The following is a 14,710-nucleotide window of genomic DNA, read 5'->3' on the forward strand; positions in this document are numbered from 1 at the left end:
GCGTAGGAGGCGCGGCTGCGGGGACGGCGGGTCGGGCGGTGTCGGTGAGATTGCCGGGTGTCGTCATCACGCCCCCTGTGTTCCAGCTGGACGCGTAGCGTGACCAGCGGTACCGCGACGACAGAGAGCGGCTGTACGCGCGTTGTACGCCTCTGTCGGCCCCGCGCACCGTGACGGCGCCCCTCGCGGGGGCGTTGAGCAAAAGAGGTGGTGGTGGAGATGACGGAGCGCGAGGGCGTGACGACGGGGGCCGAGACGGTCCCCGGAGACCAGGAGGACGGCGGCGCGGGTGCGGTCGTCGGTCTCGGGGACGTCTGGGACAACGACGACGGGGCCGGGCGGCGAGCGGAGGACGAGGCGGGCCGGGGCGTCGTCATCGCGTTCGGGCAGACCATGAAGACGCTACGGCTGCGGAAGGGACTGGAGCGCGAGGAGCTGGGGAGGCGGCTCGGGTACTCGGCGTCCACGATCGCGGCGTTCGAGCAGGGGCGGAGGATCCCGTCGCCGCGAACGATCGAGCGGACCGATGAGGAGCTGGACGCGGACGGGTTGCTGACCCTGTGGAAGGAGCAGGTGGAGCGGGCTCAGTACCCGGTGTTCTTCCAGGGGATGGCGGTCTTGGAGAAGGAGGCCGTTGAGCTGGTCTCGTACAGCGTGCCTGTCCTCAACGGCCTGCTTCAGACCGAGGAGTACATGAGGGCGCTACTCGCCATGAGGCGTCCCCCTCTGGACGAGGAAACCACCGAGCAGCGTGTAACGGCACGGCTGGCCCGGCAGGACGTCTTCGATCGTCGACCCGCGCCCTTCCTGAGCTTCGTACTCGACGAGTCGCTCCTGCGACGTCCGTACGGGGGCAAGGCGGTGCTGCGCGGGCAGTTGGAACATCTGTTGTCGATCGGCGAGAAGCGCAACGTCGAAATCCAGGTCATGCCTCTCGACCGTGAGGACAACGCGGGTGTGAACGGGCCGTTCACCGTGGTCACGCGCAAGGACGGCAAGAAGTTCGTGTACGCCGAGGCGAGGGGAATCGGCTCTCTTCAGACCGACCCGGAGCAAGGGGTCCTGGCCGCCGCACTCTATGGGATCATCCGATCACAGGCTCTCAGTCCGCGAGAGTCGACGGAGTTCGTCGAAAGGTTGCTGGGATCGCTATGAACAACGCTGAGTCCTCGACCGTCGCCTCCGGCCTCGCCTGGTTCAAGAGCAGTTACAGCGGAACCGAGGGCGGCGAATGCGTAGAGGTCGCTGCCGCCACGGCAGTTGTGCACGTCCGGGACTCGAAGGCCGTGACCGGCTCCATGCTCACGGTCTCGCGTGAGGCCTGGGCGGGATTCGTCGGACTGGCCTCGTCGGAGCGGCGCGTCTGACGGTCGTACGGACGCGAGAGCCCTGCCGGTCCTGACGGGCGGCGGGGCTCTTCCATGACTGCCGGGGTGAGCGGTTCCGAGGCCGGCCGTCACGGTCACGCCGAAGCCGGCCCGGAAGGCGGACCGGCCACCTAGACGAGTTGATCCGAAGTTTCGGCCCGTCAAAGGGGCGAGGGTGTCCAAGATCCGTGTGTGACGACAGACCTGAACACCCTCTTGACCGCACTGTATGTGAAGATCGACGACGAGATCGGGGGAACCCGATGCATGGGCAGGCCGCCGCTGCTCAGCGACTCCGAACTCGTCTGCCTGGCCGTGGCCCAGGCCCTGGCTCGGCTACCACTCTGAGTCGCGCTGGTTGCGCTACGCGAACAAGCACCTGACGGGTATGTTCCCGTACCTGCCGCAGCGCGCGGGCTACAACAAGCGGCTCCGCTCCACGCTCGGGCTGGTCAAGCGCATGATCCGGGAACTGGCGATGGATAGCGACTTCTGGTTCGACAACCTCTGGATCACCGACTCGACTCCGGTGCCGTGCGGGATGTCGCGCCCGACCGTGCAGCGTTCCAATCTCGCGGGCTGGGCCGGCTACGGCTACTGCGCCTCCCACTCCCGGTTCTTTTGGGGCCTACGCTTGTACCTGGTGTGCACCCCGACCGGAATGCCGATCATGTGGGCGCTGGCCAACCCGAAGATAGGCGAGCGCGAGGTCCTTGCGGCGATGCTGGAGGTCGACGCCGACCTGGTCGCCGACCGCGAGGGCATCGTGCTGATCTCGGACAAGGGCTTCGCGTCCAAGCCATTCGAAAAGGCCCTCGCCGGGCAAGGCATCGAGCTGCTGCGGCCCTCGCGCAAGCGGGAGAGGCAGCGGTACGGCGAGCCGGTGCTCAAGAAGGTCCGCCAACTGATCGAGTCGGTCAACGACACCCTCAAGGGTCAGCTCGACCTGGAGCAACACGGTGCACGCACCATCGAAGGTGTGGCGGTCCGCGTCGCCCAGCGCGTCCTGGCCCTGGCCGCAGCGATCCGGCACAACAACAAGACCGGTGCAACCGTCCCCCGATCACTGATCGCCTACGACCACTGAACCGATCAGGAACTTCGCGCCTGGCTAGACCGTCGGAATGCTGCCGCCGTCGACGACGTACTGGCTGCCGGTGAGGAACGCCGCGCGGTCGGAGGCGAGGAACGCGACGAGTTCGGCGACGTCGGCGGGCTGGCCGGGGCGCCCGAGCGGGATGCCGACCCGGTCGATCAGCTGCCGGCGGGCCGTTTCGGCGTCCTGGCCGCTGTCGGCGGTGATCTGGTTCAGACGCCGGGTGACGGCCGGGGTCTCGATGAGTCCGGGGACGACGGTGTTCACTCTGATCCCGTGCTTGCCGACCTCGTTGGCCAGGCCCTTGCTGTAGACGGTCGTCGCGGCCTTCGCCGCCGCGTACGGGAGGGACGCGGGGCCGGGCAGGCGGGCTTGGCCCGATGTGACGTGGATGATGACTCCGCGGTTTTGCGCGATCATCCCCGGCAACAGGGCCCGGTCCAGGCGGACCGCGGACATCAGGTTGGTGTCGAGGTCGCGGTACCAGTCGTCGTCGGCCGCGTCGAGCGCCCCGCCTGGGATGTGCGTCTGGCTGCCGGCGTTGTTGATCAGGACATCGATTCCTCCGAGCAACTGCGTCGCCTGCGCGGCGAGGGCGGCGGCCCCGTCGGCGGTGGCGAGGTCGGCGGCGACGAACCTGCCGGCCGGCGGCTCGTCGACCGGCGTGCGGGCCGCGACGACGACGTCGGCCCCGGCCTCGGCGAACCGGACCGCGACAGCCGCGCCGATTCCCTTCGTGCCGCCGGTGACCAGGACTCGAACGCCGGCAAACTCGCCAGCTGGCCCAGAGGCGGATGTCACGGTGGTGGATGTCATGCGACACAACTCCTTCGTCGGAGGGCGCCGCCTTCCGGGAGTCGGCGGTCGGTTAGGGTGAGCCTCACTCTACAATAAAACGAGAGGTCGTTCTTTTTATGCCCAAGGTTACCCAGGAGCACCGCGACGCCCGGCGCCGGCAGATCCTGGCCGCCGCCCGCGAGGTGTTCGCGGCCAAGGGCTTCGCCCAGACCTCCACCGGTGAGATCGTCGCCGCCAGCGGACTGTCCACCGGAGCGGTCTACAGCTACTTCCCCAGCAAGAACGACCTGGTGGCGGCCGTCTGCGAGGACGCCGTGGATAACCTCATCGACCTCGCCAGCATCCGCGACGCCGCCGAACTGCTCGACCGGGTCCGCGCCCGCCACGGCGGCCACGCCCGGCTGATGGCGCAGGTCTGGGCCGAGGCCGCCGTCTCGCCCGACCTCGCCGCCCAGATCCGGGCGCAACTGGCCAAGGACCAGGAGAAGGTCGCCGGGCTCATCCGCCAGGACCGCTGCGCCCGCGGCCTGCCCGACTCGCCGGACCCCTCCGGCGTGGCCGGCGCACTGCTCGCCATGCTCACGGGATATTCGCAGCGCCTGGCCATCGGCCAGGACATCGACACCGCCGCCTTCCGGCAGGCCCTCCAAACCCTGCTTGGCGACGCGACCTGAAAGCACAGATCTGGGCAGACGGCGCCGTATCAGCTGCTAGTGACCAAGACTGAGGCGAAGTGGATCAGCCCTTTTACCCCGGCGACATTAGGAACAACTCGTCTAGAAGCGTGACCAGCGGTACCGCGACGACAGAGAGCGGCTGTACGCGCGTTGTACGCCTCTGTCGGCCCCGCGCACCGTGACGGCGCCCCTCGCGGGGGCGTTGAGCGGGAGAGGCGGTGGTGGAGATGACGGAGCGCGAGGGCGTGACGGCGGGGGCCGAGACGGTCCCCGGAGACCAGGGGAACGGCGGCGCGGGGGCGGTCGTCGGTCTCGGGGACGTCTGGGACAACGGGGCCGGGCGGCGGGCGGAGGACGAGGCGGGCCGGGGCGTCGTCGTCGCGTTCGGGCAGACCATGAAGACGCTGCGGCTGCGGAAGGGACTGGAGCGCGAGGAGCTGGGGAGGCGGCTCGGGTACTCGGCGTCCACGATCGCGGCGTTCGAGCAGGGGCGGAGGATCCCGTCGCCGCGGACGATCGAGCGGACCGATGAGGAACTGGACGCGGACGGCTTGCTGACCCTGTGGAAGGAGCAGGTGGAGCGGGCCCAGTACCCGGTGTTCTTCCAGGGGATGGCGGTCCTGGAGAAGGAGGCCTTCGAATTGCTCATGTACGACCCTCTGGTCGTCAATGGCCTGCTTCAGACCGAGGAGTACATGAGGGCCCTGCTCGCGATGCGATGCCCCCCCGCTGGACCAGGAAACGACCGAGCAGCGGGTGTCCGCCCGGCTGGTCCGGCAGGACATCTTCGAGCGACGCCCCTCGCCGCTGGTGGGTTTCGTGATGGATGAGTCGGTACTGCGGCACCGGTACGGCGGCACCGACGTCCTGCGTGGACAGTTGGAGCAGCTCCTCCTGATCGCGCAGAAGCCGAACGTCGTCGTCCAGGTCATGCCGACCGAATGCGAGGAGAACGCGGGTGTGAACGGGCCGTTCACAGTCGCCACACGCAAGGACGGCAAGAAGTTCGTGTACGCCGAGACTCACCGATCGAGCACTCTTGAAACGGACCCCGAGCAGGCGGCTCACGCAGCCGCCCGCTATGGGATCATCCGATCACAGGCTCTCAGTCCGCGAGAGTCACGGCAGTTCATCGAGAGGTTGCTGAGGGAGCTATGAACACCGCTGAGTCCTCGACCGTCAGCTCCGACCTCGCCTGGTTCAAGAGCAGCTACAGCGGAACCGAGGGTGGGCAGTGCGTGGAAGTCGCCTCTGCCACGGCGATCGTGCACGTCAGGGACTCGAAGGTTGCCTCCGGGCCCATGCTCACGGTCTCGCGTGCGGCCTGGGCGGGGTTCGTCGGGCTGGCCTCGTCGGAGCGGCGCGTCTGACGGTCGTACGGACGCGAGAGCCCTGCCGGTCCTGACGGGCGGCAGGGCTCTTCCATGACCGCCGGGGGCGAGCGGTCCCGAGTCCGGCCCTCACCGGGCGGCGGGCGTCGCCCGACCGGGTCACCGGGCGCGCGGCCGTACCCCTGGAGCGGCACAGTTGGGGTGCGGTCGTCTGCGAACGCGCGGAACAAGGTGCCACCGGCGGCGTCCGTCGCGGCGGGAGTCCGCCGGACCGGCGGCCGAGGAAGACGTTCCCCACCGGTCCACTAGGAGGATCCGTGCACGACAAGCCGCTCGGCAAGCTCGTGGGTGACCTGTTGCACCGGCGGCCGGGCGCCTCGCGCCCCGCCCGGCAGCGGGTCGGTCCGGACGCGCTCGGCCTGGACGAGGAGAAGGTCCTCGGATTCGTCGACGGCGCGCTGGCCCCCGCGGACGAGAAGAGGCTCGCCGAAGAGGTCGCCGAGATCCTTCCGCTGGGCTGGTCCCTGTCGCCGCGGGCCAAGGAACGGCTGAGCCGGGTGACCGACCACCTCGGTGGTGAGCGGCAGTTGCTGGAGTGGCTGGACCGCCACCCCGGCCTGCCGCGCCTGACCGCACGCCTGTTCGCGCTGACGGGCAACCTCGACCGCTACAGCGAGGACAACGGGATCGTCGAGGCTCTGCGCTCCTCGCGCTCCCGGGACCCGCTCCCCGGTGAACTGGCGGGCATCCTGCCGCCGGAGACCAGCGAGGAAACACTCAGCGACATCGCCTACCGCATCGACGAACTCCTCTTCGAGCACCACACGCAGGACGCCAAGCGGCTCGCCCTGGCGACGACGGACTGGCTGCGGCACGCCACCGAGCAGGCCGCCCCCTCGTCCCCCGGGATCGATGAGATGCGGGACCTGATGACCCATCTGCACAGGGACATCGACGAGGCCGACGCGGCGGAATAGACCCCGAGTGGACGGGTGGGCGGGGGCTGCGGGCCGCACCCTCGGCCCCCTCGGCCGTCGGCCCGGCCCCCTCCGTGCCCTCCCGGTGCCGTGTTCGCGCCCCCCTTCCGGCAGCACTCCTCACCGCGCGTGGCCGTGCGTCCGCCCCCCGGTGGCCGGTGCGCTCACCCCTCCCGGTGTTCGCGCAGGAGACGCTGGATCTCGGCCAGCGTCTCCCGGTCCAGGCCGCCTCCCGCCAGTGCGTCCAGGCGGGCGGCGGTGCGGAAGTCGTAGGCGCGTTCCTCGTCCTCGCCCGGTACGGCGGAGTAGTCCTCCTTCTCCGCGAAGCCGACGACCACGTCGACGGCCTTGGCGATGATCCAGGTCAGCGCGAAGGAGAACGCGGCCACCGCGAGGACGGCGACGACCTGTCGCCAGAGCAGCGAGCCGCCGCCGCCGTAGAAGAGGCCCTGCTTGCCGCTGACGCTCGACGTGGCGAACAGCCCGACCATGATCAGTCCGGTGAGGCCGCCCGCGCCGTGCACACCGACCACGTCGAGCGTGTCGTCGACGTTCAGGCGGTACTTGAGGGTGACGGCGTACGCGCAGACGCACCCGGCGACGAGTCCGGTCACCAGTGCGCCGCTGGGGTCGATCTCGCCGCAGGCGGGGGTGATGGCGACCATGCCGGCCACTGCCGCCGAGCCGACGCCCATCATGGTGACCCGCCGCGTCCGCCAGTACTCCACCAGCGGCCAGGTGACCATCGCCCCGGCCGCGCCGAGCTGGGTGTTGATGAAGGCCGTGGCGGCGGTGCCGGTGTCGCGGATGGCCGATCCGGCGTTGAAGGCCAGCCAGCCGAACCACAGCAGGGCGACGCCGATCATGACCAGGGGGATGTTTCCGGGCCTGGGCTCCTGGCGGCGGAAGTCCTCCGGGCCCCTGATGACCAGGGCCACGGCGAGCCCGGCGATGCCCGAGTTGAGTTCCACCGGCAGTCCGCCGGCGAAGTCCAGCGCGCCCAAGTGCTTCGTGATCCAGCCGTGCCGCGTGTCGAAGACCCAGTGCGCGATCGGCACGTACACGATCAGCAGCCACAGGGCCGAGAAGACCAGCCACCCCCGCATCGTCGCCCGGCCGGCGATGGAACCGCTGATCAGCGCCACCGTGACGATGGCGAAGCCCATCTGGAAGGTGGTGTAGACGTAGGTGGGGACGGACCCGGTCAGGGTGTTCGGCCCGATGCCGCGCAGCAGGGCGTAGTCGAGGTCGCCGATGAGTCCGACGCCGCCCACGTCGGGTCCGAAGGCGAGCGAGTAGCCGAGGAGGTACCAGAGGATGCTCACGAAGCACAGCGAGGCGAAGCTCATCTTGAGCATCACCAGGATGTGCTTCGTGCGGACCATGCCGCCGTAGAAGAAGGCGAGGGCGGGGGTCATCAGCAGCACCATGGCGGCCGCGGCCAGCATCCAGGCGGTGTCGCCGGAGTCGTAGGCGGGTGGCATGGGGGCGGGTGCGATGATCACGGCACGGTCTCCTGGGGTTGAGGGCGCGCTACGGTTTGCGCAGGTCGGGAGCGGGGTGGCCGATGAGCAGCCGGCGTACGGCGTCCCACGCGGCGCGCACGGCCTCGGCGAGGCGGGGCTGTTCGTGGGCGAGGACGCGCACCCAGGCCCCGCAGTCCTCCGGCAGCACGCTCGCCCCGTGCAGCACCTCACGGCCGGTCAGCGCCCGGTGCAGGGCGTCGGCGATCTCCGCGGCGGGGCGCCGGCCGCTCACCACGAACAGCGAGGCGACGTGGTCGTGTCCGGCGAAGACGCCCGGGCCGGTCACCCCGCCGTGCGCCTCCGGCCGCAGCCGCAGGGTGTCCACCGCCAGCGTCGTGCCGTCGGGCCGGCGGATCTCCAGGTCGCCGCCGAGCAGGGTGTAGGCGTGCCGCTCGCCCCGGGCGATCCGGCCCGCCGTGACCGTCTCCCCGTACACCACGGTGGCGTTCTCGTGGACGGTCAGCACCGTGCCCTGGTGGAAGCGCGACCCGGCGAACGGGATCAGCGGATCGGGCAGGTACTCCACGTAGGCGCCGTCGGCCGCGGTCAGGTGGACCCGCTGCGTCGCGTAGTCCTGTTCCATCCGGTAGACCTTGGTGGCCGCCTGCGTGGTGAACAGGACCTGGGTGCCCGGACCGCACCGCAGGTCCTGGCGGTAGCGGTCCGCCTGGGCGATGCCGCCGCCCGTGGCCATCACATAGACGAACGCCATGCCGGGCAGCGCCGGATCGACGTACAGCGGGCGCATGATCTGAAGGGGTGTCTTCTGGTAACGCTCGACCAGTTCCGTCCGGTCGCCGCGCAGCGCGAAGGCGAGGTCGAGGATGCCGACCTTGGCCGGCGAGCCGGGGCCCAGGGTCTCGGGCGCGGCCGAGAGCGCCGTCAGCTCCGGCGGGAGCCGGACGGGCTCGTAGTACTCCGGCGCGAGCCGGTCGCGGACGGCCGGCATGTCAGGTGAGCGCCTTGCGCCGGGCGTCGAGGAAGGCGGCGACCTCGTCGACGCCCTTGCCGGTCAGGCAGTCGGTCAGCACCACCGGTCCGTCGCCGCGCACCCGGTGGGCGTCGGACTCCATCACGTCGATGTCGGTCCGCACGTACCGGGCGATGTCGATCTTGTTGATGACCAGCAGGTCGGAGTCGGTGATGCCCGGTCCCCGCTTGCGCGGCATCTTCTCCCCCTCGGCGGTGTCCAGGACGAAGACGAACACGTCCACCAGGGCCGGGCTGAAGGTGAGGGTCAGGTTGTCGCCGCCGCTCTCGTAGAGGAGGACGTCGACGTCGGGCCAGCGCTCCAGCATCTCGGCGCCCGCGGCCAGGTTCATCGTCGGGTCGTCGCGCACTGCGGTGTGCGGGCAGGCGCCCGTCTCCACGCCCACGACGCGTTCGCCCTCCAGTACGCCGTCGAGCGTGCGCCGGACGTGCTGGGCGTCCTCCTGGGTGTAGATGTCGTTGGTGATAACGGCGGGCCGGTGGCCCTGCTTGATCAGGATCGGGACGAGTGCCTCGATGAGGGCGGTCTTCCCCGAGCCGACGGGGCCGCCGATCCCGACGCGAAGGACGTTGTCTCGCATGGTGTTCCTCTTCGGTGCCGGCCGTGGCGGCCGGGTGTCGGTCAACTGGCGAACAGGCGGGCCTCTGCCCGCTCGTGACGGGCGGACATGACGTCCGCGGCGAACGTGGTGGCCCCGAGGTCGTCGAGGTCCCGGGTCAGCGCCTGGCCCGTGACCTCCTCGATGACCGGGGCCGTGTGCCGCAGCAGGACCTGGGCCAGGCGGTGGTCGGTCAGCCGCAGTCTCAGCGCCGCGCCGGCGAAGCTCGCGCAGAACGCGAACAGGTCGGCGGCGACGGCCTGCCGCACGGGCACCCCGGTCGCCGCGTACACCACCCCGGCGGCGACGGCCTGCGTGCCCGGCGCCCGGCGGGCCGTCACCTCCCGGTGGTAGCGGACGATGCCCTCGGCGCCGAACACCTCGGCGGCGAGGTCCAGCAACTGCCGTCCGGTCCGCACGGCGGCCTGCCGCATCTCGCGGTTGAGCTTCGTCGCGTGCAGCCGCCGGTCCGTCGCCGCCACCGCCGCCCAGTCCTGCGCCTGGGCGGCCCGGTGGGCCAGGGCCAGCGCGGTGGCGTCGGACGGGCCGACGCCGTGCCTGAGGAGGTCGTGGAGCAGCGCGGGGAGACAGTCGTGGTCGACCGCTCCCTCCTGTACGAAGCCCTCCAAGCCGTGGGACAGGGTGTAGAAGCCACTGGGGAACGCCGAGTCGGTGAGCTGGAGGCTGACCAGGAGGTGCCCCAGGTCCGTCTCCGGTGGGACGCCGCCCCGGGCGGAGCCGTCCGGGGCGGAGCCGTCCGGGGCGGCGGTCTCGTTGCGGTACATACCCTCAGGCCAGGAAGAAGAGCTGGTTGAGCGGCAGCTTCTGGGCCGGGTCGATGGTCACGACCTCGCCGTCCACCGTGACCTTGTAGGTCTCCGGGTCGACCTCGATCCTCGGCACGACGTCGTTGCGGATCATGTTGTGCTTGCCGATGGTCCGGGTCTTGCGCACCGGGAGCACCCTGCGCCTCAGGCCGAGCTTCTCGGGCACCCCGGCGGCGATGCCCGCCTGCGACATGAAGGTGACGTGCGTCGACTGCATGGCGCGTCCGTACTGGGCGAACATCGGCCGGTAGTAGACGGGTTGCGGGGTGGGCAGCGAGGCGTTGGGGTCGCCCATCTGCGCCCAGGAGACGATGCCGCCCTTGATGACCATCTTCGGCTTCGCCCCGAAGGAGTGCATCGGCCACAGGACGATGTCCGCCAGCTTGCCCGCCTCGATCGATCCGACGTGATCGGAGATGCCGCTGGCGATGGCCGGGTTGATGGTGACCTTGGCCAGGAAACGCAGGACACGGTGGTTGTCGTTGCGTTCGGAGTCCTCCGGCAGCGCGCCGAAGGCCTCCTTGCACACGTGCGCGATCTGGAAGGCGCGGGTGACGGACTCGCCGACGCGGCCCATGGCCTGGGAGTCGGACGAGATCATGCTGATGATGCCCCGGTCGTGCAGGACCGTCTCGGCGGCGATGGTCTCCGCGCGCACCCGGCTGTCGGCGAAGGCCACGTCCTCGGGGATGTCGTGGCTGAGGTGGTGGCAGACCATCACCATGTCCAGCAGTTCGTCCACGGAGTTCTTGGTGTACGGCAGCGTGGGGTTGGTGGAGGACGGCAGGACGTTGGGCTCGCCGGTGACCCGCAGGATGTCGGGGGCGTGGCCGCCGCCCGCGCCCTCGCTGTGGAAGGTGTGGATGGTGCGGCCGTCGATCGCGGAGCGGGTGTCCTCGAAGAAACCGCCCTCGTTGAGGGTGTCGGTGTGGATCGCGACCTGGATGTCGTGCCGGTCGGCGACGGCCAGGGCGTTGTCGATGACGGCGGGGGTGGAGCCCCAGTCCTCGTGGACCTTGAGGGCGGCGGCGCCGGCCTCGATCTGCTCGTCCAGCGCGCCGGGCAGGCTGCCGTTGCCCTTGCCCATGATGCCGAGGTTGACCGGCAGGTCCTCGGCGGCTTCCAGGAAACGGGCGAGGTTGAAGGGGCCGGGGGTGCAGGTCGTGCCGTTGGTGCCGTCCGTCGGGCCGGTGCCGCCGCCGAACAGCGTGGTGATTCCGTTGCTGAGGGCCTGCTCGCACTGCTGCGGGGAGATGAGGTGCACATGGGCGTCCATGGCCCCGGCGGTCGCGATCAGATGCTCTCCGGCGATGACCTCCGTGCCCGGGCCGATGACGAGCCGGGGGTCCACGGCGTCCTGGGTCTGCGGGTTGCCGGCCTTGCCGATGCCCGCGATGAAGCCGTCCTTGACGCCCAGGTCGCACTTGACCACGCCGGCCACCGCGTCCATGACGACGACGTTGGTGATCACCAGGTCCAGGGCGCCCTGCGCGGCGGTGGCCTGCGGGTCGGAGGCCATGCCGTCGCGCATGGTCTTGCCGCCGCCGTAGACCACCTCGTCGCCGTACGAGCCCTCGCGGACGTCCTTCTCTACCTCGACGACGAGGTTGGTGTCGGCCAGCCGGAACCGGTCGCCCACCGTGGGGCCGAACAGGGCGGCGTACTGCTCACGGGAAAGAGTGGGCATGTCAGTGGGACTCCTTCTTCGTGTTCTTCCTGGCGCCGGACTTGTCCGGACCCGTCTTCTCCGGGCCGTTCCCGCCGCGCGTGTGCTCCTTCTCCTCCTTGGCCCTCGCGCCGCGGAAGCCGTGCTCCAGCGCCCGCCGGACGGCGTCGACCCGGGCGGGGTGCGACTTGACGCTGCCGTTGAGGAGGCCGCTGAAGCCGGTGAGGCGCCCGGTGCCGGCGTACGCGCACAGTTCCACCTCGTGGGTGCCGCCGGGCTCGAAGCGGACGGCGGTGCCGGCGGCGATGTTGAGGTGCATGCCGAGCGTGGCGTCGCGGTCGAAGTCGAGGGCGGGGTTGACTTCGAAGAAGTGGTAGTCGGAACCGACCTGGACGGCCCGGTCGCCGGTGTTGCGGACGGTTATCCTCACGGTCCGCCGGCCGGCGTTGATCTCGATCGGGCCGTCGCCGTACTGGTGTCGAGGGGGAAGCGTCATCGAGGGCTCCTGTGGAGGGGGAGATCGTGCGGGTCGGCACCCCTTCGCGTGACGGCGTCGGCACGGTGGCGCGTGTTCGGGGGGCCGTCCGGGGCGCGGCGGTCGCTGCGCGCGGCTCCGGCGCCGTCCATGGCGTGGGGGTGCGTGCGGGGGTCGTGGGGGTGCGGACCGTGGGGGCGGTGCGGCTCGTCGGTGTGCGCGTGGTCGTGCGCCCGGTGGTCCGGTTCGTGGCTGTGGGCGTGGCCGTGGCCGTGGGCGGCCGCGATCGCCCGGGACAGGCCGTCGTCGCCGAGCCGGCCGTGCCGTTCCCACGCCTGGCGCACCCGCGCGTCGATCACGCCCGCCACGGCGGCCGCCGCGAGCAACGGACCGCCCGGCGCGCAGTGTTCGGGGTCGGGCACCGGTGGCGTCACCCATGCGGCCGGGAGCAGGACGACGTTCCGCTCGCCGAGGGCGCGGCAGCGCCGTACGCCTTCGGCCGGGTCCGGGTCGCCTCCGATCAGGGCGACCTCGACCGTGCGGTGCCGGCCGTACTGCCGTACCAGGCGCGCGATCCGGAAGAGTTCCGCGTCGGCGTACGGACCGCCGGTCGGGGCGGTGAGCAGCAGCGCCTTGTCCCCGGCCACCCGGGTGGCCGCCGCGCGCAGCCAGCCGATCAGGTGGTCCGCGGTGCCGAAGGGCTCGGCCAGCACGGTCCGGGCGCGCTGCTCGGAGGAGAGGGCCAGCAGGGTGCGGGCGGCGTCGGCGATCAGCTCCGGGTCCCTGCCCAGGGTCATCGGCACCACGCAGACGGGTTCGCCGCGGGCGCGCAGCGCGCCGACGCGCCGCAGGAGTTCGCGTCCGCCGGCCACGCACGGCACCTGGGGGTCCAGCAGGCCGCGCAGGGCCCGGCCGCCGTCGCTCTCGTGCCCGCCGACCGCGACCACCTCGCCCGGGGACACGGGTCAGCCGCCGACCGGGTCGTGGCAGGAGACGAGCTTGTTGCCGTCCTCGAAGGTCGCCTCCACCTGGAGCAGCGGCAGCATCTCCCGCACGCCCGGCATGGTCTCGTCCTCGTTGATCACGGTGCGGCCCAGTTCCATGCAGTCGGCGACGCTCCTGCCGTCCCTGGCCGCTTCGAGTATGGCCTCGCTGATGAGCGCCACCGATTCGCTGTAGTTGAGCTTCAGTCCGCGCTCGCGGCGTTTGCGGGCCAGGTCGGCCACGACGTACACGAGCAGTTTGTCGATTTCCCGGGGGGCCAGGTTCATGGATCACGCCTTTCTCGGATGAGCGGGTATGTGCTCCGCGGGCGGGCCGTCAGGAGTCGTCCAGGCGCGTGACGCGCGGCAGGAAGGGGACGGCCGCCAGCAACGCCCAGGTGGTGATGTTGAACGGCCAGGTGAAGGTGTGGCTCCCGAAGACCTTGAAGAACACCGACAGCGAGGCGGTCAGTCCGGTGCTGGCGGCGGCGGCCACCACCGTGTAGGCGTAGTTCCACGCGGTGGGGCGCAGCAGGACGACGCCGAACGCGAGGGACGTCAGGACGGCGTTGTAGCCGTAGATCCCCTCACCGATCAGGGCGGCCGGCGCGCCGAGCGCCCACGCGGTGAGCTGGCCGACGACGCTGCCCACCACGGCGAACAGGCCCACCTTCCAGCCGGCCAGGAAGAGGCCGGCCAGCATGATCAGGCCGACGTACCAGGTCCCGGCGAAGAAGATCTGGGAGACGTTGGCGAAGAAGCCCTGCCACAGGTCGGTCCAGCTGGCGACGGGGCTGGTGGGGGTGGCCGGGGTGACCGCCGTCGGCGGGGTGCCGTGCCAGACCCGGGCGAACGAGGGGGCGCCCAGGACCATCACCAGGGCGACGAGGCAGAACGGTCCGGTGAACGCCTTGAGCCCGAAGGGGCCGAGCAGGTGGTTGAGGGTGGCCGTGATCAGGGTGCACATGACGGCGGCGCTGACGGCCAGGACGTAGGTCGACGGGTGGTTGCCGAGGTACACCACCATGGCGATGGCCCCGAGCACGCCGCAGTAGGTCATCAGGCCCTGGGTCAGCGGATCGCGCTCGACGGCGAGGAGACGGGCGGTGAGCGTGGAGACCACCGCTCCGATGACGGCGAAGAGACCCATCTGCCAGCTCTGCACCCACAGGGCCGCGAGGATGACCAGGGAGGTCCACACGCTCGCCTGGAAGTCCACCTGGCCCACCCCGCGCAACGCGCCGAGCGCCGTCTCCTTCGGGGAGGCCGAGGCCGGCGCGGGGTGGGACGCGAGGGCTTGGGAGGTCACACGTGCTCCTTCGTGAAGAGGCCGCGCGAGTGCGCCGAAAGAGGGGAAGCGGCGGAGTCGGCCGCCCGTTCGGGGGCGGGTGACCGATG

Annotated in this window: 15 protein-coding genes and 2 pseudogenes; 7 read left to right on the top strand and 10 right to left on the bottom strand. The window is 70.7% G+C overall.

The features are described 5' to 3' along the window. Positions 1-219 precede the first annotated feature (219 nt). The 3 genes and pseudogenes from ACF061_RS26175 (at position 220) to ACF061_RS26185 (ending at position 2,454) form a co-directional block, all read left to right on the top strand. Positions 220-1,155, top strand: a complete 936-nt coding sequence (locus tag ACF061_RS26175; protein ID WP_392269515.1) for a Scr1 family TA system antitoxin-like transcriptional regulator — start codon at positions 220-222, stop codon at positions 1,153-1,155. Then, positions 1,152-1,367 (top strand): DUF397 domain-containing protein, encoded by a 216-nt coding sequence (locus tag ACF061_RS26180; RefSeq protein WP_392269414.1) that lies wholly within the window; start codon positions 1,152-1,154, stop codon positions 1,365-1,367. Before ACF061_RS26175 ends, ACF061_RS26180 begins: the two co-directional genes overlap by 4 nt. 192 nt (positions 1,368-1,559) lie before the next feature. Continuing rightward, a pseudogene (locus tag ACF061_RS26185) lies at positions 1,560-2,454 on the top strand (IS982 family transposase). A gap of 24 nt (positions 2,455-2,478) precedes the next feature. Here ACF061_RS26185 and ACF061_RS26190 read toward each other — a convergent pair. Beyond that, positions 2,479-3,279, bottom strand: a complete 801-nt coding sequence (locus ACF061_RS26190; RefSeq protein ID WP_125523378.1) for an oxidoreductase — start codon at positions 3,277-3,279, stop codon at positions 2,479-2,481. A 98-nt stretch (positions 3,280-3,377) separates the two neighbouring features. Between ACF061_RS26190 and ACF061_RS26195 the strand changes: the two genes are divergently transcribed. The 4 genes and pseudogenes from ACF061_RS26195 (at position 3,378) to ACF061_RS26210 (ending at position 6,246) form a co-directional block, all read left to right on the top strand. Continuing rightward, positions 3,378-3,935: a TetR/AcrR family transcriptional regulator gene (locus tag ACF061_RS26195; protein WP_030399878.1), complete on the top strand. Its 558-nt coding sequence runs from the start codon at positions 3,378-3,380 to the stop codon at positions 3,933-3,935. A gap of 230 nt (positions 3,936-4,165) precedes the next feature. Then, positions 4,166-5,096, top strand: a pseudogene (locus ACF061_RS26200) (Scr1 family TA system antitoxin-like transcriptional regulator). Next, positions 5,093-5,308, top strand: coding sequence for a DUF397 domain-containing protein (locus ACF061_RS26205; protein ID WP_392269415.1), 216 nt, complete (start codon positions 5,093-5,095; stop codon positions 5,306-5,308). Before ACF061_RS26200 ends, ACF061_RS26205 begins: the two are co-directional and overlap by 4 nt. 278 nt (positions 5,309-5,586) lie before the next feature. Beyond that, positions 5,587-6,246, top strand: a complete 660-nt coding sequence (locus tag ACF061_RS26210) for a hypothetical protein (protein WP_392269416.1) — start codon at positions 5,587-5,589, stop codon at positions 6,244-6,246. Positions 6,247-6,410: 164 nt separating this feature from the next. Here the strand turns inward: ACF061_RS26210 and ACF061_RS26215 are convergent, their stop codons facing one another. The 9 genes from ACF061_RS26215 to ACF061_RS26255 are packed head-to-tail and all read right to left on the bottom strand — an operon-like array spanning position 6,411 to position 14,621. Further along, positions 6,411-7,751 (bottom strand): ammonium transporter, encoded by a 1,341-nt coding sequence (locus tag ACF061_RS26215; RefSeq protein WP_392269417.1) that lies wholly within the window; start codon positions 7,749-7,751, stop codon positions 6,411-6,413. A 28-nt stretch (positions 7,752-7,779) separates the two neighbouring features. Continuing rightward, the gene (locus ACF061_RS26220; protein WP_392269418.1) at positions 7,780-8,721 is read right to left on the bottom strand and encodes an urease accessory protein UreD; all 942 of its coding nucleotides are present in this window, start codon (positions 8,719-8,721) and stop codon (positions 7,780-7,782) included. A 1-nt stretch (position 8,722) separates the two neighbouring features. Further along, the gene (gene ureG / locus ACF061_RS26225) at positions 8,723-9,343 is read right to left on the bottom strand and encodes an urease accessory protein UreG (protein ID WP_392269419.1); all 621 of its coding nucleotides are present in this window, start codon (positions 9,341-9,343) and stop codon (positions 8,723-8,725) included. Positions 9,344-9,384: 41 nt separating this feature from the next. Next, positions 9,385-10,146, bottom strand: a complete 762-nt coding sequence (locus ACF061_RS26230; protein WP_392269420.1) for an urease accessory protein UreF — start codon at positions 10,144-10,146, stop codon at positions 9,385-9,387. A gap of 4 nt (positions 10,147-10,150) precedes the next feature. After that, positions 10,151-11,875, bottom strand: a complete 1,725-nt coding sequence (ureC, locus tag ACF061_RS26235) for an urease subunit alpha (protein ID WP_392269421.1) — start codon at positions 11,873-11,875, stop codon at positions 10,151-10,153. Position 11,876: 1 nt separating this feature from the next. Beyond that, positions 11,877-12,350, bottom strand: coding sequence for an urease subunit beta (locus tag ACF061_RS26240; protein WP_392269422.1), 474 nt, complete (start codon positions 12,348-12,350; stop codon positions 11,877-11,879). Then, positions 12,347-13,291: a sirohydrochlorin chelatase gene (locus ACF061_RS26245; RefSeq protein ID WP_392269423.1), complete on the bottom strand. Its 945-nt coding sequence runs from the start codon at positions 13,289-13,291 to the stop codon at positions 12,347-12,349. The genes ACF061_RS26240 and ACF061_RS26245 overlap by 4 nt, the downstream gene beginning before the upstream one ends. Before the next feature lie 3 nt (positions 13,292-13,294). Further along, the gene (locus tag ACF061_RS26250) at positions 13,295-13,600 is read right to left on the bottom strand and encodes an urease subunit gamma (RefSeq protein ID WP_392269424.1); all 306 of its coding nucleotides are present in this window, start codon (positions 13,598-13,600) and stop codon (positions 13,295-13,297) included. 49 nt (positions 13,601-13,649) lie between these two features. Then, complete coding sequence (locus ACF061_RS26255) at positions 13,650-14,621, bottom strand: urea transporter (RefSeq protein WP_392269425.1); 972 nt, start codon at positions 14,619-14,621, stop codon at positions 13,650-13,652. Between the last annotated feature and the right edge of the window lie 89 nt (positions 14,622-14,710).

Source organism: Streptomyces sp. NPDC015220, from assembly GCF_043079345.1.
Classification (GTDB): domain Bacteria; phylum Actinomycetota; class Actinomycetes; order Streptomycetales; family Streptomycetaceae; genus Streptomyces.

Bases quoted from the DNA above. Each gene is read 5' to 3' on its own strand.
- ACF061_RS26180 (WP_392269414.1), top strand. From the start codon at position 1,152: ATGAACAACGCTGAGTCCTCGACCGTCGCCTCCGGCCTCGCCTGGTTC.
- ACF061_RS26175 (WP_392269515.1), top strand. From the start codon at position 220: ATGACGGAGCGCGAGGGCGTGACGACGGGGGCCGAGACGGTCCCCGGA.
- ACF061_RS26230 (WP_392269420.1), bottom strand. From the start codon at position 10,146: ATGTACCGCAACGAGACCGCCGCCCCGGACGGCTCCGCCCCGGACGGC.
- ureC (WP_392269421.1), bottom strand. From the start codon at position 11,875: ATGCCCACTCTTTCCCGTGAGCAGTACGCCGCCCTGTTCGGCCCCACG.
- ACF061_RS26240 (WP_392269422.1), bottom strand. From the start codon at position 12,350: ATGACGCTTCCCCCTCGACACCAGTACGGCGACGGCCCGATCGAGATC.
- ureG (WP_392269419.1), bottom strand. From the start codon at position 9,343: ATGCGAGACAACGTCCTTCGCGTCGGGATCGGCGGCCCCGTCGGCTCG.
- ACF061_RS26220 (WP_392269418.1), bottom strand. From the start codon at position 8,721: ATGCCGGCCGTCCGCGACCGGCTCGCGCCGGAGTACTACGAGCCCGTC.
- ACF061_RS26195 (WP_030399878.1), top strand. From the start codon at position 3,378: ATGCCCAAGGTTACCCAGGAGCACCGCGACGCCCGGCGCCGGCAGATC.
- ACF061_RS26205 (WP_392269415.1), top strand. From the start codon at position 5,093: ATGAACACCGCTGAGTCCTCGACCGTCAGCTCCGACCTCGCCTGGTTC.
- ACF061_RS26190 (WP_125523378.1), bottom strand. From the start codon at position 3,279: ATGACATCCACCACCGTGACATCCGCCTCTGGGCCAGCTGGCGAGTTT.
- ACF061_RS26250 (WP_392269424.1), bottom strand. From the start codon at position 13,600: ATGAACCTGGCCCCCCGGGAAATCGACAAACTGCTCGTGTACGTCGTG.